Below are 24,433 nucleotides of genomic sequence, written 5' to 3'. Positions count from 1 at the left end.
AAAATATCGTGAAAATGTTTCAACGGAAAGAGAGTGTTTGTGCTGGGAGAACTAGGCTATATTTTCGTCAATCCGAAAAACAAAAAATATGAGGTGTCTATGTTAGGTGAAAACCATGCATTTTCGATTGAATTTCCAGCGTTGAAAGAACTATTGGTGGAGTTGTCTGCTAGAGATCCTGATTTTGATACGCAGAACAAAAGTTACTGTCGACTTGATGAGGAAATCCGAAACTTAGAATTAGGTGGTGCACCTATCAATGACGAAACGATGCACCAATTGAAGCATGATAGAGCGGTATTAAAAGATAAGTTATACACGCGCCTAATTAATGAGAAAAATGAATAACATCAGTTCCCACTATCTTAATTGAACAACCAACACTTCTATAGGTATTGATTTCAATACCTTTTTAGCAGAAGATTTTATGTTGTGCCAAAACCCTTGATGGTGTCCACATACGATGAGGTCGATTTCGTATTCTTTTACAGCGTCTTCTAGCTCTTGAGAAAGACCACCAAATCCAACTAAAGTCTGCTCTACTGGGTAGGATGTATTTTCAACGAGCCTATTTAACTGGTCTTTTGAGTTTTGCAGTACATTGTTATTTTCACTCGCTCTTACGAATGAATTTACAATTTGTTGCGTAAATTCATCGTCTTTCATTACGTCGATATAGATCAATGAAAGCTTAGCGTGGGTTGCTTTGGCAAGATCAGCGGCTTTGTCTAGGAGTAACTGACTATCGTCGCTTAAATCTACTGCAACGAGTATATGTTGATAACTCATCATGAATTCTCCTTATAATTATCTACTATAAGTGTAGGGTGTTTTTGCTTATTAATTCAGTGCGACCTCACATAAATACAGCAATTTATTCAGCAATTTTATATTTGGGCTTTAAATGATTTGAGCGAGGAATTTTGTCATTTCCTGTTGCAGATCTGAACACAATTTCTCCGTATCTAACTGGGTGAATTCACCTTTTGTAATAATTGGTTTGCCATTAATAAAACTATGGTAGACCTTCATTGGTTCTCCGCACATAACAGGTGCCAAAAGACGTTCATGTACGGTACAAACCCTTGGTTCATCCACTCGGTAAAGGACTAGATCAGCGGCATAACCAATTTCAATTTTACCTGTTTTTAATCCTAGAATTTTTGCACCGTTTTCGCTTCCCCACTGAACAACTTTATCAACAGTAACCCTCTCCGCACCATTTTGAGATCGTTGAAGCAACCATGCTAAATTAAGCTCTTGTAACATGGACCCTGATTCGGATGAAGCTGACCCATCCACACCCATCGAAACAGTCATCCCTTTTTCATCCATTTGATAGGCGGGTGAAATACCGCTCCCCAATCGGCAATTAGAAGTAGGGCAATGTGACATGCCAGTTTTGGTTTCAGCGAGTATCGATATTGCTGCTTGATCTGCCTTCACTAAATGAGCGAACCACACATCTTCTCCTAACCATTCGCTGTTGGCGGCGTATTCAACGGCACTTATCTGATGATTGAGTTTTGCTTGCGCTTGATCAAACTCGACTTCAAGTAAGTGCGAGTGCATTTTTAGTTTATGCTTACGAGCAAAACGAGACAATTCTATTAGGTCATTTTGAGGCGCGGAGTGGATAAGACTGGTAGGGGCAACACAAAGTTTCTTCATCGAGTATGGGCTCGAATCGTGTTGTTGGCTTCGCGTTATTGTCATTTTATCTAACACTCTATCAAGAGATTCAGGTTGAATATTTAGACTTTTCATTCCCTTGTGGTTGCCTGTCGCTGTTGCACTTCCTCTACAGAGCGAGAACCTAACCCCCATATCTTCGGCAGCCTGCCATACTGCCTGCTCTAGTTCATCTGAGGTATTTTCGTGATACAAGTAGTGATGATCTGCACAAGTAGTAGTACCAGAGCGGATTAACTCATATAAGCCCAGTTTCGCTGATAAATACATGAGATTGGGTGGAATCTTTGGCCAAAAACGATAGGGTACTGCTGCTAACCATTCTCCTAATCCTTTGTTTAACCCCTCAGGTACACCTTTTAATACGGATTGTGCTAAGTGATGGTGAGTATTGACAAAACCCGGATAGATTACACAATTAGATGCGTCGATAACTGATTCGGTTTCGTTAACAGAAGGGCGCAGGTTAGTGCCAATTTCTGAGATAATGCCTTCGCGAATACGAATGTCGGTAGATAAATGGCCTGTCTTCCCTTGGTTGGTTAGGTATACCGAATCTGCATTTTTTATTAAATATCCCACGTTATTTACTCCTATTGAGCAATGTCCCGGGGAATCCCTGACCGCTTATACTCTGTTTGAATTAGGTTGTTTACAGAAAACATTTTCGCAAATCAGATACAGCAATAACTGAGCCATAATGGCGATCTATCATAATGTTAGGTGACGTTTTGGTCGAGGGTAATGGTTATAAAGGATTTCTGTTTATAAGTTAACGCACCCTTTGGATACATTTTTTTTACAAGAGCACAACAATTGTGCATCGATGAACCATTTTGTTTCAATCATTATTTAATGAGATGTATTCTTTGTAAGCCATATCAACACGACGGTTAACGGAAAGGTCAATGAAGGCAATGCCTCCAGTACCAATGTAAATAAATTGTTTCAGTTTGGCACGCGGTTTGCAAAATCTCTTATAACCATTGTGAATTAATTCTTATTAAGATCTCAACAGCGTCAGAATGGCATAACAATAAAAAAGCAAAGTAAAGTAAAAGAGTAGAAGCGGTATCTTGCTTTGAATAAAGGAGTCTGAAGTCCCTATATTCAAAGCAAGAGAGACATTGCTCGCAACAGCCGGAAAGAAATCTGCTTGATGCAGTTCGGGTGGGCGGCGAGCGTCCCTCAATTTCTTTCCAATCTTCATAAAACAGTATTGTGAAAGGAATCATACCTATGTTTAAGACTTTTAGTTCAACTCTTCTATTGACAACAATGAGTTTTTCAACGCTGGCTGCGGATAAAGTGAATTTTCAATTAGATTGGCTACCAGGTGGTGATAAAGCGCCTGTTTATGTAGGAATAGACAAAGGCATATTTGAAAAATACGACTTAGAAGTGTCAATTAACCAAGGACGTGGTTCTACTGAAGCGATAACTAAACTCGCAACAGGTATTTCAGATGTCGGAATCGCAGATATTTCAGCTCTAATGGTGGCCAAAGCCAATAATGACGTGCCTGTTTCGGCTGTCTACTCGATATTTAGTCAGGCTCCTCATGCCTTTTTTGTTATTGATAATGGTGAGATTAATTCCATCGCTGATATTAAAGGCAAGAAAGTCGCTACCTCGCCATTTACTTCTTCAAACCTCTATTTACCACTAGTACTTGAGCAAAGTGGTTTTTCAGAAGACGAAATTCAACTTGTTAAAGCCGACCCTGGTGCTTTGGGTCCTATGTTAGCAACCGAAAATACAGACGTACTCATTTCTTGGGTCACCAGTAAAGAGCGCTTAATCAGTCAAGCGAAGCAAGCAGGGAAGACATTAAAAGTAATGCCATGGCATGAAGCTGGATTAGAGCAGTATGCGACATCCGTGATCGCTAGTGACCGTTTTTTAGCAGAAAAACCAGATGTAGCGAAACGTTTTATCAAAGCTTATGCAGAAGCAGTTGAGTATACATGGGCAAATCCTTTAGAAAGTGCAAAATCCATCAATAAAATTGTACCAGAGGTGGATGTTAAGGTTGCAGAAGATACCATCACTTCTATCTATGAACTTGTTTATAACCCAATCAGCATGGCGAGCAGTGTCGGTCAATTTGATGTGAAACACCTAGCATCAACATGGAAGTGGACATCAGCAGCACAAGGCATAGAAGAAAGCAGTTTTGACCCAGAAAAAACACTTAATCGAGGTTTCCTACCGGAGGCAAAATAATGGCTAAGTTTGTTGAGTTTGAACAGGTATCTCATACATACATTACTGACCAAGGTAAGGCGGTTCCTGCCTTACAAGATGTAAACTTTAGTATAGAAAGGAATCAATTTATTGCGGTAGTTGGCCCATCTGGTTGTGGCAAATCGACATTACTTCGATTGCTTTCTGGGCTAATTCCTGCATCTGAAGGGAAAGTCTCAGTTTTTGGGCATCAAGTGACAGAGCCGAGAGATGATGTAGGGATAGTGTTTCAGAAACCGACATTGTTGCCATGGTTAAGTATCCTCGACAATGTGTTGTTTCCACTCAAGCACAAATATAATTATGTAAGTGCAAAGGATAGGGCTCGTGGGATCGATTTGATCAACATGGTGGGACTTGGGGATTTCTTATCTCAGCGTCCTGATGAGCTTTCAGGAGGTATGCAACAGCGTATCGGTATTGCCAGAGCTTTGTTACTGGACCCTGATATATTGATTATGGATGAACCTTTTTCTGCGTTAGATGCATTAAGCCGCGAAGAAATGGGTTTTGAATTGCAACGTATCTGGCAGGAGAAACCGAAAACCGTCCTGTTTATTACGCATTCAATATCAGAAGCGGTGCTATTAGCTGATAAGGTACTTATTATGAGTCACCGGCCTGGCACGATAGCAGAGGAATTAGAAATTGAATTAGCAAGACCCCGCGATATCGATACTATCAATGATCCCAAGTTCGCTGCTTATACAAGCGTTATTCGTAAGCATATTTATCAGCCGAAATTGAAAGCGGATGACAAGCAATTTAATAATGTCTCTCCTCTAAAAACGGTCGCTTAGGAGTCTATTATGATTAAGTTTTATCAAACCTACATGCCCGTGATAACCCTTGCGCTATTGCTGCCATTCTGGGAATTTATTTGTTTCGCTGGAAATATTCCCTCTTACATATTGCCAGCACCTAGCACAATATTTGAGGCGTTTATTAACGTTGATGCGAATCGTTGGTTTGGGCATTTATGGGCGACATTGTATATAGCGATATTAGGCTTTGTTATCTCGATTGTTGTGAGTATACCGATTGCTATTGCAATGGTACGCTCAAACTACCTAAACAAAACGGTGTATCCACTGCTTGTGGTCATTCAATCTACGCCCGTGGTAGCAATAGCGCCGTTACTAATCGTTGTGTTGGGTACAGGTGATGCGCCAAGGTTGGCTATTACATTTTTGATAACGTTCTTTCCATTGGTGGTGGCGGCGACAACGGGAATGCAAGCAACACCTAAAGAGTTGATAGAGCTTTCTAAGTCACTGAGAGCTAAACCAAGTCGAGAGATTTGGCAGATACGACTCCCTTATGCGATTCCATATATATTTAGCGGCCTAAAAGTAGCCATTACTTTAGCGATAATAGGCGCTGTTATTGCTGAATTTGTGGCGGCTGAGAAGGGGCTAGGTTACTTTATTCAATTTTCTACTTCTTATTTTAAGATCCCACAAGCTTTCGCTTCACTGTTTTTACTTTCTATTGTCAGCCTTTTACTTTTCCACAGTATCAAGGTGGTACAAAAGACTTTTTTCAGTTGGAGCATAGGAAAATAACATAACGGTACAATGGGAGTAGAAGCGGCAAATCATTTTGATTGGCATTGCTCCATTCAATTAGTAATAATGAAATGGAGATACAATGAGTTATATCCTTGATGAACTAAATCTTGAGTCTACGATTGGGCACTATGGTGAGGTCGATAACAGTCGTGCAATTCCTGTTATTGATCTTACTGATTTTGACAATCGACGTGAAGAAATAAAAGAGTCCCTCTGGAAAGCCGCAACTGAGGTTGGCTTTTTCCAATTAAGCAATCATTCCATCCCTATCAGTTTAATAACAGATGCTTTTGAACAATCGGCTCTTTTCTTTTCCCAAGATCCGTCTGAAAAACGATCTGTTGCCCTTCTTGAGGGGCAAAACGCTGGCTGGGAGTACAAAAATCAAGTGCGCCCTTCAACGGGCACACCTGATGAGAAAGAGTCATATCAAATAACGTTACCCAAAATGGAAGGGATATGGCCAAAGTCTGAACTCCTACCAATGTTCCAACCTGTAATGCTGTATTTAGAGCAGCAAGCATGGAAATTAGGTATGGAGATCCTTTCTTGCTTTGCTGAAAAGCTGTCGATGGAGCGTGATTTTTTTACCCAAGCTCATGATAGGCAGGCTAACGAATATCAGTCTACTCTTCGTCTTATACATTATTTGCCCTTTCCAGAAGGTGAAGTGCCTAAAAAAGGAGTATGGCGAGCCGGCGCGCATACGGACTTTGATTGCCTAACCATGGTTTTTCAAAAAGAGGGGGAAGGGGGATTACAAGCTTGTCCCGGTAAAGACGCGCAAGGTCATCAGGTATGGACCGACGTTGAACCGAAACAGAGCTTAATTACCTGTAACATAGGTGACATGCTTATGAGGTGGAGTGACGATAAGCTCAAATCGACGCTACACCGGGTGCGAATGCCTACAGAGGCAGAAAGCAGTAAAGCTAGATATAGTATGGCGTTTTTCTGCCAAGCGAATAAGGATAAGGTAATACAAGGGCCAGAAAAAAATATGATGCGATAACCGCGCAGGATTACCTCAGGCATCGTATAAACGCGAATTTTGCAGATTGAATAATTGTTAACTGAGTACGGATTGAAACACATTTGTAGTGTAAAAATGTGCTTCAAGATGTCTCTATGAGCGAGCAATCGAATTTGAGTGCATGGTCTTCGAGTGTCTTATGAATAGATGTAAGATACTCGTGTGCGGAATCCTTGTCTGAAACATCTGAAAGTTCACCTATAGTGGACATCACTTCTATATGATGCTGTATGTGTTCTTCAGTCATATTCAAACCAAGTTTATTACTTACTTCAACCTCATTGTTAAAGTGCTGTTTTATTCGTTCTTCGACTAAAGCTTTAACAGCAGAAAAATCATAGTTTCCGTCACGTAATGATTGTAGTAAGTCATCTAATAGTTGGTGTTCTTCATCAATTTCAGTAATGCCGATTTTCGCAATATTGTAGTTTGTTTTTGGCGCTGTGTTTGAGAAACTGATACTACCTCTCTTAGTGTTTTTTGAAAGGTACATAGCATTATCTGCTTCTCTTAGCGCTACGTGAGCACCTGGTGAAGTTGGTAAAAGCATATGAACACCTATACTACAATCGACCTGTAGTATTAATCCGTGAGTGTGAATTGGTTCCTTTATCAGTTGTTGAATATTCTGCGCAATATCGTTGGCCTTATTTTGGGCTTCATCTATTTGGCTGCCCAAATCGTATATAATGATGGCAAATTCATCACCTCCAAGCCGCGCAACAATTTGACCTGAACAGCACATCTTTTTTAATCGGGCACTAAGTTCAACCAGAACTTTATCGCCAACATAATGGCCATATCTGTCATTTATTGGTTTGAAACCATCCAAATCAAGGTAAATCAACGTACCTATACTTTTGGTTTGCGATAGAGTTTCAATGGTATGTTTTAGTTGATTGTCAAACATACGGCGATTGTGTATTCCCGTAAGTTGATCTGTATGTGACTCTAATGCGAGTTTATCCTGTACTTCTTCGGTATAACTTAGCAGCGTAAATACACCGATAATTGAACAAAAGGCAGGCCAAATAATTTGAGAGTACATACTGGAACGAGCAAATAAGTCAGGTGATATTTCCATTAGCAAAGATCGTCCAACGATAACCAAGGACATAGCTAGAAACGCATATCCAACGATCCTATCGGACGGATACCGTTTCTTTTTATTTTGCAGAAACATATAGCTAATAGACACAAAGGCGATGGGCAGAAAAATACCACTGATATGTAGATAATGAGTAAGGTTACCATGTAGGATAAAATAGAGTTGAGCAGCGCAATTAAAACTAAAAAGAGCGATAATTTACGATATTGGGACTTTAGTTTCGGTCCGTTTGCAGCCAAATATGACCATTCCCCATACAAAAATAGTAGAGGATAAAGCAGAAAGCATTTCTAGTAACGTATTGACTTCGAAAACATAGATAAACCAGCTAACAAAGTAAGCAAAGAAAGAAAGCATGAAATAAATAATCGAGTTAGCGCGATTTTCTAGCTCTTTAACTCTTGCGCCCGCTAAGGCAAACACCAAGTTAATTAGTGCAACACTGAAAAAGTAAGCTTGCTCAATGCTCATTATTCGAAATCCCTACAAACGTTAACAAAGTAGTGCCTTTTTCTCACAAATATCATGCAAATATATAACATTAGAGGGTGATATGCTTGGCAGAAGTCACGAAAATGTTAGGTATATGCATTTTTATGTGAATATAGTTGAGTAAGGCTCTAGTTCATGGAACTGCTAAATCGTAATAATGAAGTGTTACTTCGAGAATCTCTCAAAACTTAGCATGGCGCACAATGAGATAAATACTGAAAATAGAGACAGTAATAACGGAGATTTGAAACCAAAAAACTGAGACATTAAACCCATACTGCTGGTTCCAATCATGGTTCCTAATAACATTGCATTTGAGTAAATCGCCGAGGCTTTACCAATACCATTTGGTGCAAAATCTTGCATGAGTGTAATACCCAACCCTACAAATATGCCAAAGAACAAGCCATTTAATAATTGCAATATGATAAATGCAGCAAGAGAGGTCGAAAAATACATACTTGCGTAAAATAGTAACGCGACGACAAAGCCCCACTTCATGACAGTCACTTTTCCAAAGCGCTGTGCCCATGTTACAGAGTAAAGCATTGCAGGTATTTCTATTGCGGCAGTAATACCAAATAAAATACCTGGAAAAGAAGTGGCAACCCCTAACTCCTTGGTTAGATAAATAGGGATAGCGTTGATATAAGCGCTATTTGCCATGTTTGCAAACATGATTGAAATGACCAGAAACCAAATATGACGTGGCAGTTTGTCAGTTTGCACTGCCTCGTTATTACCGATGGGCTTCTGTGGTTGTTTCAACTGAAATAATACAAATATAATAACTATCATTGCGATTGTAGCGGAGACATAGAAGTTGTAATCAAATCCTAGTCTTGCAACAGAAAGGAACGCGAGTGGGGGCCGAATATCCATAAAAGCGAGACAGAGGACCGCATTTGGGAATTAAGTTTGGCGCTGTTTTTCCCCGTAGAATCTGCGTAGTTACGAATAATAGTAAGTATCAGTGGCACCGATGATGATGCGATTGGCATTAATAAGCCACCAATGACAAGTGCGTGCCAAAATTCAACCGCGAATGAAAAGCCAATAGAGGCCGCCGCGATGCCACAAAGCGAAATGACAAATAGAACCTTGCTAGAAATACCTTTGTCTATTAAACCAGTTAGCTTTTGACTAACTAGAACGGTCATAAGTGCAGTTATCGTCGTATATAGGCCAATCAAAGCTGGTTTTGCATGTAACTCGGTGACAAGAAATAGGCTCATTATCGGCAATATAAAAGCGAATGCTAATGCGGTGAGACCATTGGTAATGAATAAACTGCTCGTCTGACTTTTAAACAAACTATATCCCTTAGACTGATTATTGGGTTACCCAGTATGAAACCTGCTTGAACAGATGGTTACTGTAACTGTCTTCTATCCGAATTACTCGACTATCTTTCCATTATTAATCATTTTTAGTTTTCTAGCTAAGAGGCGTCTTACCGAGAACATAGTACCCCTTAATGAATTGTGGGACGGGTATTTTTGGTATTGACGATTTACGGTATTAATTCACATTTTCTTGGTGGTAAATGGCTAAGGTTTGCTGATATATACCAAAAATGGGCGTATTAATGCGTAAAACATGAGGGATAATAGCTATAGGAGAATGTGTTTTTAAGCGAAGGATTTTAAATGAATAAAGTAGTGGCCCAACAGGTAATCGCGCCTGAACCTCGTATTTTATCGCCAATAGTAATGGGTTATATCGCCATCGGCATAGTGTTACTGGTTTGGTCTGGATTTTCCCTTACTGTTCGAGCAATAGGTGCTTCCAACCTGACTACAGCTGACGTTGCCCTCATACGATTTGGTGTTCCTTTAATCCTTCTACTTCCTTTGTTACCGAAACGTATTGCACCAATCAAAACAGTAAGCCTTTCAAATTTACTACTCATCTTACTAGGCGGTATTCCGTTTTTCTTTCTAGCGGCGACTGGTGCTAAATCGGTACCGACAGCATACGTCGGAACTATTTTAGCGGGCACACCACCATTTTTTGTCGCAGTTTTAGGATACTGTTTTTTTCATCAGTTAGTTTCTAAAACGAAACTCGTAGCACTTTTGCTAATAATGCTTGGTGTGTTTTCGATGATTTTAGGTCAGTCAGGACCAATATCCACAAGCGTATTGGATGGTGTCTTTTGGTTAATGTTAGGGAGTATTGTTTGGGCGAGTTATACCATCGGTTTGAAACAAGCAGGACTTGACCCGATATCTATAGCACTAATTTTGTCTATGGTTTCGTTTTTCGTGCTAGGTATCCTTATCTGTTTCGGATTGTTAGACAGTAACTTTGGGCAGTTTTCCTTGTTGCAGGCCATGCCGTTTTTGTTAATTCAAGGCTTGGGAGTCGGGGTGATTGCAACGTTAGGTTATTCATACGCTGTTAGTCAACTTGGGTCGTCTCAATCTTCTGTTATTGGCTCTCTCTCGCCGGGAGTGACAGCCATGCTAGCTGTCCCAGTTTTCGGGGAATCGCTCTCACTAGCGATTGTATTTGGGATATTCCTTACTACGTGCGGAGTAGTTTTTTCGAATCGTTAACCATTTAATCGGTTTAATGATAAAAAAACCAGAAACATGTCGGTCTCTGGTTTTTGGGAAAAACAAAAAGCGGTAATCTTAGTTAAAAGCGCGGGCTACACGGCCTTTTGAAGTAATTTGATACTTTCCTGCGAAGGCTGGAATAAATACTGATTCGCCTTTGTTAAAAGTAACGCTTTCACCACTAAGATGCGTTAAGGTGACTTGCGAATCTAACGCGAGTAGGATTTCAGCGCTGTCTGTGCGAAGTGTTAAATCAAAGATATCTTCAAACACAGCGAATTTGAAATCGTCAACGGGCACTGGGTAAAAAAGGCCACCGTCTTGCTTGATAGGCGTAGCAAGTAATGTACTGGCGGGTTTTTCTTTGAATATAGTGCATTTGACGAGCTCGTCAACATCGATAAATTTTGGCGTTAATCCAGCACGTAATACGTTATCTGAGTTGGCCATGATCTCTAAACCAGTCCCTTTTAGATAAGCGTGAGGTGTACATGCGTCTAGATACATTGCTTCACGGGGTTGAAGTGTGATGACGTTTAGCATCAATGGTGCAAATAGGCCGATATCACCAGGGTAAAGCTCAGAAAGTTCGAGGATTAGACCAAATAATTTGTCATTTGCATTTGCTTTTGCGTATTCCAGAAGTTCAGCTACCGCTGTTTCCTTAATATCGCCTTCTAAAGAAAGCATTGCAGAGAAGAAAACCTCAAGTCCAGTTTCGTTTACTGAGCCTTTAAAAGTATCAACGACCGTCTGGATAGCCTTCACATTTACTTTATCAAACAACGCTACAACTTCTGAGATTTCTCGGAAACCATTCATCGCTTGATAGGGCGTTAGCGCATAAACCAACTCTGGCTTGTGGTTTGGATCTTTATAGTTACGGTTTCCTGCATTACGTGGGATTCCAGCTTGCTCTTCCTTCTCAAAACCAATCTCTGCCTGTTCTTTACTTGGATGTACTTGAATAGAAAGTGCGCTTTCTGCGGCGAGTACTTTAAATAAATAAGGCAGTTCACCAAATTGAATGTCAGTACCGGTAGTTAAAATACCCGACTTATCTAAGTTGATAAAATCAGAAAGGAGTTGTTCCTCACCATTTTCTACAATCTTTGAACAACCATTTGGGTGTGCACCCATCCAGATTTCTGCTTGAGGTTTGCTCTCTGGGTTTTCGATGTCGAATAATTGATTGATCGAAGTTCGGCTGCCCCATGCATAGTCTTGAATAACGTTTTGCATAGGGAAAAAGCATTGAGTGTTTGCCTGAGTCATGTTGTTCCCTTCCGAATATCTAGATTTATTTTGAGTGGTGAAATTAACATTAGTGTACGCGATTTTTTTCAAAATTGCAGTAATAGTACGAAATAAATACATTTATAGTAATTGTATTGATTGATGTCAAATTTGTATCTAACAAAAGCCCCTCTTATTAAAGAGGGGCTAAATTGAACTCGAGTTCTGTTGTTTATTTTATAATATATAAATCAGAAGCCTAGTAGAACTATCTATTTTTAATGTTCTGTTTTATGCCAAAGCTGCTTCAGTTTTTCCTTGACGAATTTTTTTCAAGGTAATACAAACTAACGCTGTAACGACCGAACCTGTGGCCATACATACAAGTGCAAGTAGTGGTTTATTCATAGCGCCTAGCAACGCGACTACAGGGCCACCGTGTGCAACGGCATTTGTAATTCCGAATGAGAAGGCCATTACCGCAGCTACCATAGAACCAAGCACGTTTGCTGGTATTACGGACAGTGGATCTTGGGCTGCAAAAGGAATCGCACCTTCAGAAATACCAACTAACCCCATCGCTCCAGCCGCTTTACCCGCTTCTGTTTCAGACGCTTCAAAAAGGTCCAATTTACGACCAAGAACCGTTGCCAAACCCATACCTAAAGGTGCTACAGGTATTGCACAAGCCATTGCTCCCATAAATTGAGTCTGCCCGCTTGCAATCATACCTACTGAGAACAAGAACGCGACTTTATTAAATGGACCGCCCATATCAAAGCCTGCCATTCCACCGAGAACTATGCCGAGTAGAACTACGTTACCAGTACTCATACTTGTCAATAACGCGTTTAGGCTATCCATTAAGCCAGCAATCGGCGCACCAATCACAAAGATAAATAACGAAGATATGAACAACGAACCAAGGAGCGGTGCGATCATGATAGGAACGAGAGGCTGAATAAATTTATGATAATTAATACTAGTTAACCACCTAACAAAATAACCAACCAGCAGACCAGCAATGATTGCTCCAATAAATCCGGTTCCCGCTTCAGCGCCATAGAATGAACCGTTATTAGCAATCCAACCACCGATTAATCCAGGTGCAAGTCCAGGGCGATCAGCAATAGCATAAGCGATGTAACCGGCCAAAATTGGTATCATTAATGTAAAGGCGACAACACCTACATCGAGTACTTTATTCCATAGACTGTCAGCTGGAATAGCCATACCGGCTTCTGTCGGCTCACCACCAATAGCAAGTGATAAAGCAATCAATAAACCACCTGTTACGACAAATGGAATCATGTGAGACACGCCATTCATTAAATAGCGATAAAGTTCGCCTCTGGTTTTTGAGGCAGGGCTTGATGCGTCGTCCCTTTGCTTTCCATCAGCTACGTAAGCTGGAGCACTAAGGGCTTTCTCAATTAAACCTTTAGCATCACTAATTGGTGCTTTTACCCCTGTCTCAATGACTTTTTTTCCTGCGAAACGAGTCATGTCAACTTGCTTGTCACAGGCCACGACTATTGCATCCGCTTTCTCGATCTCTTCTGCTGTCGGTGCGTTTTTAACACCAATAGAACCATTTGTTTCTACCTTGATCTTATATCCTAACTCAGCGGCACCTTTTTCTAGCGCTTCAGCGGCAAGATAGGTGTGAGCAACGCCTGCTGGGCAGCCAGTTACACCGATTAGAAAACCGTTGTTGGCTTCAGGGTTATTTTGTGTAGGTTCCACCTTTTGAAGTAAAAGTTCCAACGCTTCATGCTCAGTTGTTGCTTTTAGAAATTGCTCAATAAAGCCTTCTTGAATAAGTTTAGATGAAAGCTCTGCAAGAACTTCTATATGATGGTTTGACCCACCATCTGGAGAGGCAATCATAAAGAAAAGTTTAGAAGGTTTACCATCTTCAGCACCGTAATCGATACCTAACTTGCTGATTCCAATGACAACTGCAGGTTCTGCAACTGCTGAACTTTTTGCGTGCGGAAGCGCAACGCCATCCTCAAATCCGGTATTGCCTAGTTCTTCCCGTGCTTTAATATCGACCAAAAATTGTTCTTTATTGCTGATACGTCCTTGTGCGTGTAGCACGTCAATTAACTCTACGAATACATCTTCTTTGCTCGTAGCTTTAAGATCAAGACGAATCAATTTTTCATTGATTAACTCGGTGATCATAATATTGTCCTCATGATATTTACCATTAAAATCGTTCCCGATTCGTTAACACTAGTTTGGTAGAATGCAGTCAAAACGGATAGTGTATTAGGAAGACATTTACTGGATTATTGTAACCCACAATATGTTGTGTGATCAAAATCACAAAAGAATGTTAATGCGGTTTTTCTAGCGAACGGATAATAAAGGTGTTTATATACAATTAGTTATTAATATTATCTGAATGTATTTTCTAAGCTAAGTATTATTTGTTATCTTTAGTTTTATTATTATATGGACTAAAGTGACGTCAATCGGCGCGCTAAAAGTGTGCGTTGTTTCACGAAATATTCCAGTTTTGAGCATTTTTACTGGATGTTTATTAAGTCGAGTAGAGTGATGAGTGCTGTTTTTCATAGTTTAATAGAAACATTGTTGTCTGAGCGTGAGAGTTTTAATCGAATATGGTTTGCTACCGATAACTTAACGCCACCACAGTTTAGCTATCAAGTGAACTTTCCTCGGCTTGAGTTGGTATTGAGTGGTGAGTACGTCAATCAGATAGAAGACCCAGAACAAGGTATTGTAAGCGTAAAGGTATTGACTGGAGACGCGTTGTATATACCACCAAACTGCTGGAACAAACCGGATTGGGATACGGATTGCTCGGTACTAAGCCTATTATTTGGTCGTCGTCAGTTAGGTTTTAGTTTGGTAAGTAAAAATAAAAATGAAACGGGCTTTTTCGACGTGCAGAAACACAGTATTCAAACTCGAACTGGTCATGCGATAGACCATATATTGGAAGCTCTTAACGCATTAGGACAAGAGCCAAGAAAAAGTCCGATGGACGAGCATTTACTCTCTGCTTTAATGAGTTATGCACAATCCATGCTTTCTGACCCTGCACATGCTGTTAAAAAACGTGGCGAAGATGTATATCAGGCTATCTGTATTTATATTCAAGAAAATTTTCACCGCACTATTACTCGCTCAAGTATAGCTGAACGTTTTAATGTTTCGCCAAATCACCTGTCTCGTTTATTTCGTCAGCAAGGTCATATGACATTGGCCGATTACATAACCTGGGTAAGGATAGATCGAGCAAAGTTTATGCTACGTCGGTATGATTTTCGGTTAGCAGAAGTGGCGACTCGATGCGGATTTCAGGACGCAAACTATTTTTTTAGAGTCTTTAAGAATAAAACAGGCCACACGCCAAGTGAATACCGCAGTATGGGTTGATGCTACCAGTCATATTCTTAATTCTGGATTGTATAAAATGAATACGGGAAATAATATTGAACGTTCAGTGAGTCGATTAAGTTTACCCATTTTTTGCCATGATATGGAGCAAAATGGCCTTTAACGCTTCTGGCTCTGTTGTTGAAGTGATTAAATGACAAAACTCTTTGTTTAGTAACTGTCGAGTCAATTGCGTACAAGCTTTAATAATAGGCATTTCTGCTGGCGTGGGAATAGCTATACCAATTACAGTGTTTATATTGCCTCTTTTGGAATACCAATCAACAGGTGTAGTTAGTTTTATAATAGCCATTGACGGTTGGCTTACCCCTTCGACGATAATATGCGGTAAAGCAATGCCATTTCCTATGCAGGTAGACGAGATTGCTTCTCGTTGAACCATTGCATCAAACAGTGGCTGAGCATGTCTAGCGTTTAACATGCTGCATAATTTAGAAATAAGGGCGTATTTTTCCATAGAGGTAGAAGATGGAATCTCTTTATAACCGTATGTAATAGAGAAAGGTAAAGAGAATGTCGGGTGTTTTTCGATGACGGAATAACTAAATTCTTCTGTTTTTTTGTGTGATGTATTTACTATCTCGAACTGATCGGCAATAAAGTCAGTTAATACCATACAGGCCAGTTCGGCGTCCGAGCCTTCGATCCAAAGCTGACATAGTTGATTGCATTGGCTACCAATACTGATCACCTGAAGGGTATGTTCCGCGTTGGCACTTCCACCATTTGAGATGTTTTTTAAGATAACGACGGAACGAAAATAGCTAGATAATGTTTTTAGCCTATTTAACTTCCATGCAGCAAATCCTTCGGTTCCAATTATAAAAGTAATTCTTCTTTCTATGCGCATAGTAAATATTTACAACTCTTTACAGCGATTCAAAACACGGTATGCATCAACCAATACTTCTTCTGTAGTGACGCAATGTATTGTACTGCCTGTAAACCTAGCGCGTTGCTTAATCTCAATATCTGAGGCAATTAATACGACATCCGCATTCGCAATATCTGACAGACTCAATTGATTTTCGATGCCCATTGCACCTTGTGTCTCCACTTTGATTGAGATGTTTTGTTTGCTGGCTTCTTTTTGTAGCTCGTCGGCAGCCATATAGGTATGGGCTATGCCAGTTGGGCAAGCGGTTACTGCAACTATTTTCATTTGACTAATGATTGGTGATTTGAGTTATCTGTATCTTATAGCATGCCAATTTAACGGGGAAGGGATTATCACAAGCTAAATGAAAACTGTGACAGTGGCGGTGAATCACACAATGAAACACTCAAATTGGATGTTTTGTTAGAGCGTGACTGAGTTTTGGGTGGCTAGGACTTTAAAATCGATCAATTTGAAATTAAGTAACACAGCTTTATAGAACAAAAAATTTGATCTCAATCAAATTTTATATTTTATAAAAATCCCTTATAACTTATAAGCAATATTTCGGCCATATCGTAGCATTGACTATTATTCTAAATATTAAAAATATAATTATCACTTGTAAGTATTAATATATATAACTTCGTACTAATAAAATAAATTAACAAACAATAAATATTATTTAATGTACAAAATAAATACATTATTATTGATTTGTGAATGTGATTGCTGTCAAGTAAATCAACCACCCTATGAGTTAGGATAACCCATATCGAAATTTAATATTTTTTAATAAATTTTTTAATGTACATGTTAAGGGATATGTTGACAGTTTGGCCGTAAGGATTGTTGACAATAGTCTAAGGTAAATAGGTATAGAGGTAAGAATGAAGTTATCGGAACAAGCATACGTACAATTAAAAACCATGATACTTAAAAACAAATTCCATATAAATCAAAGGTTTTTGGTTGACGAGATGGTGGAAATATGTGGCTTTAGCCGTACGCCAGTACGCGAAGCATTGCTCCGATTACAAGAAGACGGTCTGATTGAAATTACACCAAGGCATGGCGTAAAGATATGCGCATTGTCAAAAAAAGACATAATAGAACTCTATGAAATCATGGGTTACTTGGAAGTAACAGCAATAGATTTGTGTATCAGTAAGGGACTGACAGATGAGCAGATAGCCACTTTACGTAGCTATATGAGCCAAATGGAACAAGCTCTTCATGATGATGATATAGAGAAATGGGGCGAGATAGATAAGATTTTCCATGAAACTATTTTCGAATACACAGAAAATTCTCGCCTTATTGAAACAGCACGGAAATACAGTGAGCAAGGTCGACGTTGCAAAGATATTGTATTAAAAATACGTCCAAAACCTTGGGACTCTATTGAAGAACATAATTTAATTGTAGATACAATTATATCTAGAGATATTTTGAAAGCACGTAATACGCACTTGGAACATTGGCGACAGGTTTCTAAACAGTTCGTTGGTTTCTTAGAAAACTATAACTTTCTTGATAATTAATCGTCGTTATTTATTTAAATAAATCTTAACGACTAAATAAATTTTTATATGACGTAATCCTATATTTCTTAAGGAGATACACCTATGTCTGCTCTAAATCTACAAGTAGAGTCAGTTGATGAATTAGCTAAAATAGCCAATGAAGTACGAATTGATATTTTAAATATGGTTCATAAAGCCCAATCGGGTCATATTGGCGGAGCATATTCCGCGGCTGAAATTGTAACAACCCTTTATTTTAATGAAATGAAGAACTTGGATCCTAGTGACCCGAGAAAGCCAAATCGAGATAGATTTGTATTATCAAAAGGGCATGCCTGTCCTGTTTGGTATTCTTGTTTGTCAAAGCTAGGCTATTTTGATCGTGAAAACTTAGATCATCTTCGCCAATTAAATAGCATGCTCCAAGGTCACCCTGATATGAAAAGTACTCCGGGTATTGATATTACGACCGGGTCACTTGGACATGGATGCGCCTCAGCGACAGGTATGGCCCTAGAGGGGCGTCTTACTGGAGATGGTCGTAGAGTATATTCTGTACTTGGTGACGGTGAAATCAATGAGGGTGTTGTTTGGGAAACCGCAATGGCAGCAGGTAAGTACAAACTTGATAACCTGGTATTTATCGTTGATAAGAATAACCTTCAGATGGACGGTACTAGTGATCAGATAATGCCTTTGTTGAGCGTAGAAGATAAGTTTGAATCATTTGGTTGGAATGTTGTTTCAATTGATGGACACGATATTTCGCAAGTTATGAAAGCTTTCGAGGCCGCGAGAAACTACAAAGGCAAACCAACCTGTATTGTCGCATCGACGATAAAAGGTAAGGGCGTTAGCTTTATGGAAAATGTGCGCAATTGGCACGGCAAAGCTCCAAGCGACGATGAATATCATGAAGCACTTGCAGAACTGACAGCTTAATAGCGTTTAGTTATGTCAAAATTAATACGGTAATTAATGATGATCAAATTAGAAAAATCCACAAAACCCGTTCGTCAGTCTTTTGCACAGCGAATGGTCGAATATGGTGAAGTTAATAAAGACTTCGTCGTATTTGAGGCCGATATCGGTTATTCAACTAACTCATATCTTTTTAATGAAGCTTATCCAGAACGATATTTCCAAATGGGTATTGCCGAATTTGGCATGATGGCTTCTGCTGCAGGTATGGCCGCGAATGGGCGTCCAGTCGTTGTTGCTGGTTATGGTGTGTTTTTAACGATGCGTGCTCTTGAAAGCGTTCGTAGCTTTATCTGTTATCCAAACTTAAATGTGAAATTGATGTCTTCTCACGGTGGTACAACTGCTGCTATTGATGGCGTCACTCACCAAGCATCTGAAGATATGGCATTCATGACTTCGATTCCAAATATGCATGTGTTTGCTCCATGCGATACAGCATCTTCACGTGCTCTTTTTGACGTGACGTTGGAAACGAATGGACCGGTTTATTGTCGTTTAATGCGTGATGCGTATTACGAACTTTACGATGAAACCGCTACGTTCAAATGCGGTGGAAGCAACACCGTTAAAGAAGGTAAAGATTTGACCATAGTCTCGTACGGAGACATTCTTTTTCAAGCCATTATGGCAGCTGAAGAATTGGAAAAACAAGGTCATAATGTGGAAGTTATCGATGCATACAGCGTAAAGCCTTTGGACTGGGAAAGTATTAAAACGTCCATCCAGAAAACGGGAAGAATCATTGTCGCTGAAGGACACCAAAAGCGTAATGGTATGGCTTACGAGATAGCAGCGAGAATGGCATGTGACGGTGTAACGGCTAAGTTTGCGCATTTAGGTATGGATGATGTATTTGCTGAATCGGGTGACTATTCATTACTGATCGATAAATATGGATTCTCCGCAGCTAAAATCACAGAAGTTGGAAAGTCGTTATTAGTAACTACCGAAAATGAGCAAGTAGTAGCATAGAACTAAAAACGTTGTTAAAGACGCATTTTTAAAATAGATAAGCATTAAGTAAAAAGTTATTTATTAGCGCCAGAGAAAAACTGGGCGCGGGCCTTTTACGTTTTGTGAAAAAGAAAAATGCGTCATTAATAAACTGTTCCAATTATTAAAAAGGAATTCGAGATGTTTAAACATGCAGTCATCACCCCTTTTTTAGGGCGAACTCAAGACCGATTTGCTGACTACAATCAGCCTAAGTCACTGGAAGAAAAATTTAAGATACTGAAGTCAATAAATGGTATGACTGGGGCTGAGTTAGTTTACCCATATGAGGTAAATGACGTAGAAGAGACGAAGAGACTTCTAGATAAGTACGACGTTAAATTAGCCGCGATTAACGTGAATATCAAAGTGGAGCCAGAGTTTAAATCAGGTGGTTTAACCTCGACAGATCCAAAAGTAAGAGCGCGCGCGGTTCAGTTTATTAAAAATGCAAAAGACTTTGCTGAAGCACTCGGTGCAGACAAGGTTCAGTGTTGCCCATTAAGTGACGGATACGAATTTAGTTTTCAGGCTGATTATGTTGAGACGTGGAAGTACCTAACAGATACCTTTGCTGAAGCGGGCGCATACAAGCCCCATATCCCTCTGTTTATTGAATACAAACCTAATGAAGTTCGTGGGCGCTGTTATATCGACAATGCTGCCAAAACAGCTTGTTTGATTAAAAGTATTGGCAATGAAAATATTGGTGTAACCCTAGATTATGGTCATTCACTTTATGGTGACAATAACCCAGCCGAAGAACTGGCGTTATTGGAGTCAGAAGGACTGAAGTATTACATCCATATTAACGACAATGATGGTAAATGGGACTGGGATTTCTTCTGTGGCAGTCGTAGCTTGATGCAATACATCGAGTTTATTTATTACTTGAAGAAATTTAATTACCAAGGTTGGCTAACGTCCGATACATCGCCGACAAGGTGGGATATTCAAAAAGTATTCGAAGCAAACGTAAGAGTTACAAATAAGATATCTAACCGTATTGATGAAATAGGAATGAGCTCATTTGGAGAATCACTAAGGAAGAAGGAGTATATGGATATTTGGCAAGATTTAGAAAAGTATTTTATAAAAATTTAAACCAGAAGTAGACGTGAAACAAAATAATATTTGATGCTCTGAAGTTTATTCTAAGAGCGAGAAATCAATAACATACGTAAGTAAAAAATAATGTTAAGTTAGCTTTTGCTGCTTAATTAAAGGACTAAATTAGAAGGCGTATATCATGAAAAGAAGAACATTGTTAACCGGAGCCGTCGTAGCGGCTGTCTCTTTAATGGCGAATGTATCCTTTGCCGATGATCGCTATCCAAACCGCAATATCAACGATATTGTGACTTGGTCAGCGGGTGGTGGTACAGACGTGATTAACCGTGTTATCACAGCATCTATGTCTAAATACTTAGGCACAAATATTAACGTTATCAACAAACCCGGTGGCGTGTCTGGCTCGGTAGGCTTACTTGCTGGCTTTGATAGCAAACCAGATGGTTACACGTTAGTAGGGCTTTCTGAGTCGAACGTTACCGCTGCGGTAATGGGTGGCTGGGAAAACCGCATGTCAGTGTTTGACTACTTTATCGTAGCAAGCTCACCAGATGTATTGTCGGTTTCTAAAAACTCTGAATTCAAAACCTTGGAAGAACTGGTTAAATACATCAAAGCTAACCCAGGCAAAGTTCGTGTCGGTGCTGGTTCATCAGGTTCATTACACCACATCAATTACCTTGCTTTTGCACAGGGCATTCAAGGTGAAATGAACTTTATCCCTTACCCTGGGTCATCTAAGTCTCAAAACGCGACGTTAAGTGGCGAAGTGGATGTGGTTATTACTTCTGCTGCGGAGCAAAATCAGCTTATTCAATCTGGTGACTTCCGCGCACTAGGTACGCTTACAGAAAAAGGCTTCGAAGTGGGTGGTATGACTATCCCATCGGCGATCGTTAAATACCCTGCATTAGGCGACTACCTACCAATCTCTCAATCTATTGGTTTTGCAATGAAAAAAGAAACGCCAGTAGATATTAAGAAAAAGGTCGCTAAGGCGTTTATTGCGGCGATGGAAAGTGAAGAAGTTACCAAATACGCGGCTGAAAACTACTACAGCTTAGTGGGTGAGTACGGTAAAACAGCAAATGAGCGTATGGCTCGTCTAGAGTCCTTGTTCTCATGGACATTGTGGGATTTGAAAGCGGCTAAGATTGACCCTGCTTCATTAGGTATTCCAAAACCTTAGTCAGCATTATTAATTCATTATAGTGATGTCGATGGCATTGCGCTGGCTAATCTAGCCAATGCCATCCAAATATTTTTGCCATTTTGATTAAAATATGAACATAGAGTTCAAAGGGGACAATATGTCAGAGTCAGTGAAAAACGTCGATGATGACACCGCGTTAGAAGAACAAGCACGTTTACAGGAAGAGGAACTCGCACTACATGGTTGGGACTTTATCTTTTCAGTTGTTGTTATTGTTTTTTCTATATTTATTATTGCTCACTCACTAACGATGCCGTTTTCTGGCACCGTAGGTGGGGTTAAAACAACGTGGTACGAATCACCGGGCTTGTTACCACTCTTTATTGGTGCGGCTTTATTGCTCGCTGGCATCGTATTGTTTGTAAATAATGCGAAAGAAAACGGCCGTACATTGTTTATGGAAAGGATCAAAGATGTTAATCCATCGGGCTTTCTTATCTCAGGTGGTGGGATCCTGACTTATATCTACATCATGATCACTTGGTATGATTTCTTTTTAGCATCACTTGTCTTTCTTCTGTTTTATATCGGTTTGTACTATTTAGATGAACCTAAAATCTCGTCAAAACTCATCAAATTGTATTCGGCCTTCATGGTTCTATCTGTTGCTATCTTTGGCTCAGGTTTAGACGAAACAATCAATGCTGGGTACGAATTTACCACCGACATTATTTTGATCGTGGCTGCTATCGCTATTTTTGCGCTGTTTAAAATCAGTGAAAAACAGTATGGCGCAGAGTTTAAACGAAAGGTAAAAGTTCTTGCTTTGGTCTCATTTCTCTTCCCATTGGTGATTTGCCCCATTTTCCGCTACTTCCTTTTAGTACCGTTACCAAAAGAAGGCATTGTCGTTGAGCAAGTGTTGAACACCACCTACTTTAAGTACGCAGGTCAAAAAGAAGTGAAAGAAGGCAAAACCTTGTCAGCAGATGAAGCTGCAGAGCTGGATGATGCTTTCTAATTAAGGAATAACGTAATGGATATTTTATCTATATTTACCGGTATGCTTTGGCAAATATTTACTTCGCCAACGTTAGTGCTCATATTGGTCGGCAGTACCTTTCTCGGTATTATTTTTGGCGCGATGCCCGGTTTAACGGCAACGCTCGGTGTGGCGTTATTAACCACGCTCACCTATGGCTTAGATAGTCAAACGGCGTTGCTTGCCTTGCTCGCCATCTACGTTGGTGGCGTGTACGGTGGTATGTATACCGCTATTTTACTTAACATTCCGGGTACGGCTGCATCGGCGGCTACCGCAATGGATGGCTACCCGATGGCCAAAAAAGGGCAGGTGGGAAGAGCGTTCGGTTTAACCACAACGTCATCGTTGATCGGCTCGTTTATTGGAATGATTTTTGTGGCGCTGCTTTCTCCTGTGATTGCTCAAGCCGCTTTGCAGTTCACCTCTTACGAATACTTTTTACTCGCCCTGTTTGGCATCTTGATCAGTGGCAGTTTGACCTCGCCAGATTTGGCAATAAAAGGTTGGGTTGCGGGTTTATTTGGTATTTGGTTATCCACCATTGGTCAAGACCACATGCAGATGTACCCACGTTTCACTTTTGGGATGCACGAGCTTGATAATGGTATCGATGTAGTGCCTGTGCTTATCGGTGCTTTTGGTATGCCACAAATCATGTCGGTGTTGGAATCTAAAATGAAGATGGGCAAGATGGGCTCTTCGTTTGGTAAACTGCTGCCTGACTTCAAAACCATGTACAAGAACACCAAAAACATCGTTTCATCTGCTTTGATTGGTGTGGGTATCGGTGCGGTGCCGGGTATTGGTGAAGATATTGCCGCTTGGGTTGCGTACGGTGTTGCGAGAAAAACCAATAAGAACCCAGAAGAATTCGGTACAGGTAAAGCCGAGGGTGTGATTGCCACTGCAACCGCTAACCAAGCGTGTGTGGGTGGGGCGATGATCCCACTACTGAGTTTAGGTATTCCGGGATCACCACCTGCGGTAATGTTGTTAGGGGCATTGATGTTACATAACATAGCGCCAGGCCCAATGCTGCTTAAGACTAACCCGACCTTCATCCCAGAAGTGACAGCGATACTGTTTGCTGCAGCAATTGCAATGTGGATCTGTGGAATGATCTTGTCTAAGCAGGTTATTTATATCCTACGTATCCCACAAACGTTGTTCATGCCATTGATTGCGGTATTGTGTGTTATCGGTTCGTTTGCATTAGGTCTTCGTGTATTCAACCTTTACTTAATGGGTATCATTGGGGTTATTTCTTATTTCTTTATGAAACTCAGGATCCCAATTGCACCACTGGTGATTGGGGTCATATTAGGGCCAATGGCAGATACGTCATTGAGAACGGGCTTGAAAACAACGGGTGGTAGCTTGTGGCCAATGGTTGAACGTCCTATCTC

Annotated in this window: 24 protein-coding genes; 14 read left to right on the top strand and 10 right to left on the bottom strand. The window is 40.2% G+C overall.

Annotated features, from left to right (window positions below; genetic code table 11):
• The first annotated feature begins 99 nt into the window (after window positions 1-99).
• Window positions 100-348 (top strand): YdcH family protein, encoded by a 249-nt coding sequence (locus PGX00_RS15380; protein ID WP_272140866.1) that lies wholly within the window; start codon window positions 100-102, stop codon window positions 346-348.
• Window positions 349-360: 12 nt separating this feature from the next.
• Here the strand turns inward: PGX00_RS15380 and PGX00_RS15375 are convergent, their stop codons facing one another.
• Together PGX00_RS15375 and PGX00_RS15370 are read right to left on the bottom strand one after the other, a co-directional pair.
• Complete coding sequence (locus PGX00_RS15375; RefSeq protein WP_272138186.1) at window positions 361-792, bottom strand: universal stress protein; 432 nt, start codon at window positions 790-792, stop codon at window positions 361-363.
• A 108-nt stretch (window positions 793-900) separates the two neighbouring features.
• The gene (locus PGX00_RS15370; protein WP_272138184.1) at window positions 901-2,274 is read right to left on the bottom strand and encodes an amidohydrolase family protein; all 1,374 of its coding nucleotides are present in this window, start codon (window positions 2,272-2,274) and stop codon (window positions 901-903) included.
• 657 nt (window positions 2,275-2,931) lie between these two features.
• On the opposite strand from PGX00_RS15370, the gene PGX00_RS15365 reads away from it, so the two are divergent.
• The 4 genes from PGX00_RS15365 (at window position 2,932) to PGX00_RS15350 (ending at window position 6,522) form a co-directional block, all read left to right on the top strand.
• Window positions 2,932-3,918: an ABC transporter substrate-binding protein gene (locus PGX00_RS15365; protein ID WP_272138182.1), complete on the top strand. Its 987-nt coding sequence runs from the start codon at window positions 2,932-2,934 to the stop codon at window positions 3,916-3,918.
• Window positions 3,918-4,739 carry an ABC transporter ATP-binding protein gene (locus PGX00_RS15360; RefSeq protein ID WP_272138179.1) on the top strand — a complete coding sequence of 274 codons (822 nt, stop codon included), beginning with the start codon at window positions 3,918-3,920 and terminating at the stop codon, window positions 4,737-4,739. The genes PGX00_RS15365 and PGX00_RS15360 overlap by 1 nt, the downstream gene beginning before the upstream one ends.
• Before the next feature lie 9 nt (window positions 4,740-4,748).
• Window positions 4,749-5,504, top strand: coding sequence for an ABC transporter permease (locus PGX00_RS15355; RefSeq protein ID WP_272138177.1), 756 nt, complete (start codon window positions 4,749-4,751; stop codon window positions 5,502-5,504).
• A gap of 85 nt (window positions 5,505-5,589) precedes the next feature.
• A complete protein-coding gene (locus PGX00_RS15350) occupies window positions 5,590-6,522 on the top strand; it encodes an isopenicillin N synthase family dioxygenase (RefSeq protein WP_272138175.1) in 933 nt (310 codons plus the stop codon).
• A gap of 103 nt (window positions 6,523-6,625) precedes the next feature.
• Here PGX00_RS15350 and PGX00_RS15345 read toward each other — a convergent pair whose 3' ends face one another.
• The 4 genes from PGX00_RS15345 to PGX00_RS15330 form a co-directional block, all read right to left on the bottom strand.
• Entirely contained in the window at window positions 6,626-7,627 is a 1,002-nt protein-coding gene (locus PGX00_RS15345) for a GGDEF domain-containing protein (RefSeq protein ID WP_272138173.1), read from the bottom strand.
• A 222-nt stretch (window positions 7,628-7,849) separates the two neighbouring features.
• Window positions 7,850-8,122, bottom strand: a complete 273-nt coding sequence (locus tag PGX00_RS15340; protein ID WP_272138171.1) for a hypothetical protein — start codon at window positions 8,120-8,122, stop codon at window positions 7,850-7,852.
• Window positions 8,123-8,308: 186 nt separating this feature from the next.
• The gene (locus PGX00_RS15335; protein ID WP_323131698.1) at window positions 8,309-8,911 is read right to left on the bottom strand and encodes an MFS transporter; all 603 of its coding nucleotides are present in this window, start codon (window positions 8,909-8,911) and stop codon (window positions 8,309-8,311) included.
• A gap of 68 nt (window positions 8,912-8,979) precedes the next feature.
• Window positions 8,980-9,456 (bottom strand): MFS transporter, encoded by a 477-nt coding sequence (locus tag PGX00_RS15330; RefSeq protein ID WP_272138169.1) that lies wholly within the window; start codon window positions 9,454-9,456, stop codon window positions 8,980-8,982.
• 336 nt (window positions 9,457-9,792) lie between these two features.
• On the opposite strand from PGX00_RS15330, the gene PGX00_RS15325 reads away from it, so the two are divergent.
• Window positions 9,793-10,704: a DMT family transporter gene (locus PGX00_RS15325; RefSeq protein WP_272138168.1), complete on the top strand. Its 912-nt coding sequence runs from the start codon at window positions 9,793-9,795 to the stop codon at window positions 10,702-10,704.
• A gap of 78 nt (window positions 10,705-10,782) precedes the next feature.
• On the opposite strand, the gene manA is transcribed toward PGX00_RS15325, so the two are convergent.
• Both manA and PGX00_RS15315 read right to left on the bottom strand, forming a co-directional pair.
• Window positions 10,783-11,982: a mannose-6-phosphate isomerase, class I gene (gene manA / locus PGX00_RS15320; protein ID WP_272138166.1), complete on the bottom strand. Its 1,200-nt coding sequence runs from the start codon at window positions 11,980-11,982 to the stop codon at window positions 10,783-10,785.
• 252 nt (window positions 11,983-12,234) lie between these two features.
• On the bottom strand, window positions 12,235-14,133 hold the full coding sequence (locus tag PGX00_RS15315; protein ID WP_272138164.1) for a PTS fructose transporter subunit IIABC: 1,899 nt from the start codon (window positions 14,131-14,133) through the stop codon (window positions 12,235-12,237).
• A 378-nt stretch (window positions 14,134-14,511) separates the two neighbouring features.
• Here PGX00_RS15315 and PGX00_RS15310 point away from each other — a divergent pair, with 378 nt between their 5' ends.
• Window positions 14,512-15,357, top strand: a complete 846-nt coding sequence (locus tag PGX00_RS15310; protein ID WP_272138162.1) for a helix-turn-helix transcriptional regulator — start codon at window positions 14,512-14,514, stop codon at window positions 15,355-15,357.
• An 82-nt stretch (window positions 15,358-15,439) separates the two neighbouring features.
• Here PGX00_RS15310 and PGX00_RS15305 read toward each other — a convergent pair whose 3' ends face one another.
• A complete protein-coding gene (locus tag PGX00_RS15305) occupies window positions 15,440-16,228 on the bottom strand; it encodes a PTS sugar transporter subunit IIA (protein WP_272138160.1) in 789 nt (262 codons plus the stop codon).
• A 9-nt stretch (window positions 16,229-16,237) separates the two neighbouring features.
• Complete coding sequence (locus tag PGX00_RS15300; protein WP_272138158.1) at window positions 16,238-16,540, bottom strand: PTS fructose transporter subunit IIB; 303 nt, start codon at window positions 16,538-16,540, stop codon at window positions 16,238-16,240.
• 605 nt (window positions 16,541-17,145) lie between these two features.
• On the opposite strand from PGX00_RS15300, the gene PGX00_RS15295 reads away from it, so the two are divergent.
• The 7 genes from PGX00_RS15295 to PGX00_RS15265 all read left to right on the top strand — a co-directional run.
• A complete protein-coding gene (locus tag PGX00_RS15295) occupies window positions 17,146-17,799 on the top strand; it encodes a GntR family transcriptional regulator (protein ID WP_272138156.1) in 654 nt (217 codons plus the stop codon).
• A gap of 84 nt (window positions 17,800-17,883) precedes the next feature.
• Window positions 17,884-18,723 carry a transketolase gene (locus tag PGX00_RS15290; RefSeq protein ID WP_272138154.1) on the top strand — a complete coding sequence of 280 codons (840 nt, stop codon included), beginning with the start codon at window positions 17,884-17,886 and terminating at the stop codon, window positions 18,721-18,723.
• Window positions 18,724-18,759: 36 nt separating this feature from the next.
• Entirely contained in the window at window positions 18,760-19,737 is a 978-nt protein-coding gene (locus tag PGX00_RS15285; RefSeq protein WP_272138152.1) for a transketolase family protein, read from the top strand.
• A 162-nt stretch (window positions 19,738-19,899) separates the two neighbouring features.
• Entirely contained in the window at window positions 19,900-20,862 is a 963-nt protein-coding gene (locus tag PGX00_RS15280; RefSeq protein ID WP_272138150.1) for a sugar phosphate isomerase/epimerase family protein, read from the top strand.
• A 145-nt stretch (window positions 20,863-21,007) separates the two neighbouring features.
• Complete coding sequence (locus tag PGX00_RS15275; protein WP_272138148.1) at window positions 21,008-22,018, top strand: Bug family tripartite tricarboxylate transporter substrate binding protein; 1,011 nt, start codon at window positions 21,008-21,010, stop codon at window positions 22,016-22,018.
• A 121-nt stretch (window positions 22,019-22,139) separates the two neighbouring features.
• The gene (locus PGX00_RS15270; RefSeq protein WP_272138146.1) at window positions 22,140-23,003 is read left to right on the top strand and encodes a tripartite tricarboxylate transporter TctB family protein; all 864 of its coding nucleotides are present in this window, start codon (window positions 22,140-22,142) and stop codon (window positions 23,001-23,003) included.
• Window positions 23,004-23,018: 15 nt separating this feature from the next.
• On the top strand, window positions 23,019-24,433 hold a 1,415-nt coding region (locus PGX00_RS15265; protein ID WP_272138144.1), incomplete at its 3' end, for a tripartite tricarboxylate transporter permease.

It is taken from the genome of Vibrio algarum (assembly GCF_028204155.1).
In the GTDB taxonomy this organism is placed as follows: Bacteria; Pseudomonadota; Gammaproteobacteria; order Enterobacterales; family Vibrionaceae; genus Vibrio; species Vibrio algarum.
Note: the sequence above shows the minus strand (reverse complement) of the source record. Positions and strands in the feature narration are given on the sequence as shown.

Bases quoted from the DNA above. Each gene is read 5' to 3' on its own strand.
- PGX00_RS15380 (WP_272140866.1), top strand. From the start codon at position 100: ATGTTAGGTGAAAACCATGCATTTTCGATTGAATTTCCAGCGTTGAAA.
- PGX00_RS15375 (WP_272138186.1), bottom strand. From the start codon at position 792: ATGATGAGTTATCAACATATACTCGTTGCAGTAGATTTAAGCGACGAT.
- PGX00_RS15365 (WP_272138182.1), top strand. From the start codon at position 2,932: ATGTTTAAGACTTTTAGTTCAACTCTTCTATTGACAACAATGAGTTTT.
- PGX00_RS15360 (WP_272138179.1), top strand. From the start codon at position 3,918: ATGGCTAAGTTTGTTGAGTTTGAACAGGTATCTCATACATACATTACT.
- PGX00_RS15355 (WP_272138177.1), top strand. From the start codon at position 4,749: ATGATTAAGTTTTATCAAACCTACATGCCCGTGATAACCCTTGCGCTA.
- PGX00_RS15350 (WP_272138175.1), top strand. From the start codon at position 5,590: ATGAGTTATATCCTTGATGAACTAAATCTTGAGTCTACGATTGGGCAC.
- PGX00_RS15345 (WP_272138173.1), bottom strand. From the start codon at position 7,627: ATGGAAATATCACCTGACTTATTTGCTCGTTCCAGTATGTACTCTCAA.
- PGX00_RS15340 (WP_272138171.1), bottom strand. From the start codon at position 8,122: ATGAGCATTGAGCAAGCTTACTTTTTCAGTGTTGCACTAATTAACTTG.
- PGX00_RS15325 (WP_272138168.1), top strand. From the start codon at position 9,793: ATGAATAAAGTAGTGGCCCAACAGGTAATCGCGCCTGAACCTCGTATT.
- manA (WP_272138166.1), bottom strand. From the start codon at position 11,982: ATGACTCAGGCAAACACTCAATGCTTTTTCCCTATGCAAAACGTTATT.
- PGX00_RS15315 (WP_272138164.1), bottom strand. From the start codon at position 14,133: ATGATCACCGAGTTAATCAATGAAAAATTGATTCGTCTTGATCTTAAA.
- PGX00_RS15310 (WP_272138162.1), top strand. From the start codon at position 14,512: ATGAGTGCTGTTTTTCATAGTTTAATAGAAACATTGTTGTCTGAGCGT.
- PGX00_RS15305 (WP_272138160.1), bottom strand. From the start codon at position 16,228: ATGCGCATAGAAAGAAGAATTACTTTTATAATTGGAACCGAAGGATTT.
- PGX00_RS15300 (WP_272138158.1), bottom strand. From the start codon at position 16,540: ATGAAAATAGTTGCAGTAACCGCTTGCCCAACTGGCATAGCCCATACC.
- PGX00_RS15295 (WP_272138156.1), top strand. From the start codon at position 17,146: ATGAAGTTATCGGAACAAGCATACGTACAATTAAAAACCATGATACTT.
- PGX00_RS15290 (WP_272138154.1), top strand. From the start codon at position 17,884: ATGTCTGCTCTAAATCTACAAGTAGAGTCAGTTGATGAATTAGCTAAA.
- PGX00_RS15285 (WP_272138152.1), top strand. From the start codon at position 18,760: ATGATGATCAAATTAGAAAAATCCACAAAACCCGTTCGTCAGTCTTTT.
- PGX00_RS15280 (WP_272138150.1), top strand. From the start codon at position 19,900: ATGTTTAAACATGCAGTCATCACCCCTTTTTTAGGGCGAACTCAAGAC.
- PGX00_RS15275 (WP_272138148.1), top strand. From the start codon at position 21,008: ATGAAAAGAAGAACATTGTTAACCGGAGCCGTCGTAGCGGCTGTCTCT.
- PGX00_RS15270 (WP_272138146.1), top strand. From the start codon at position 22,140: ATGTCAGAGTCAGTGAAAAACGTCGATGATGACACCGCGTTAGAAGAA.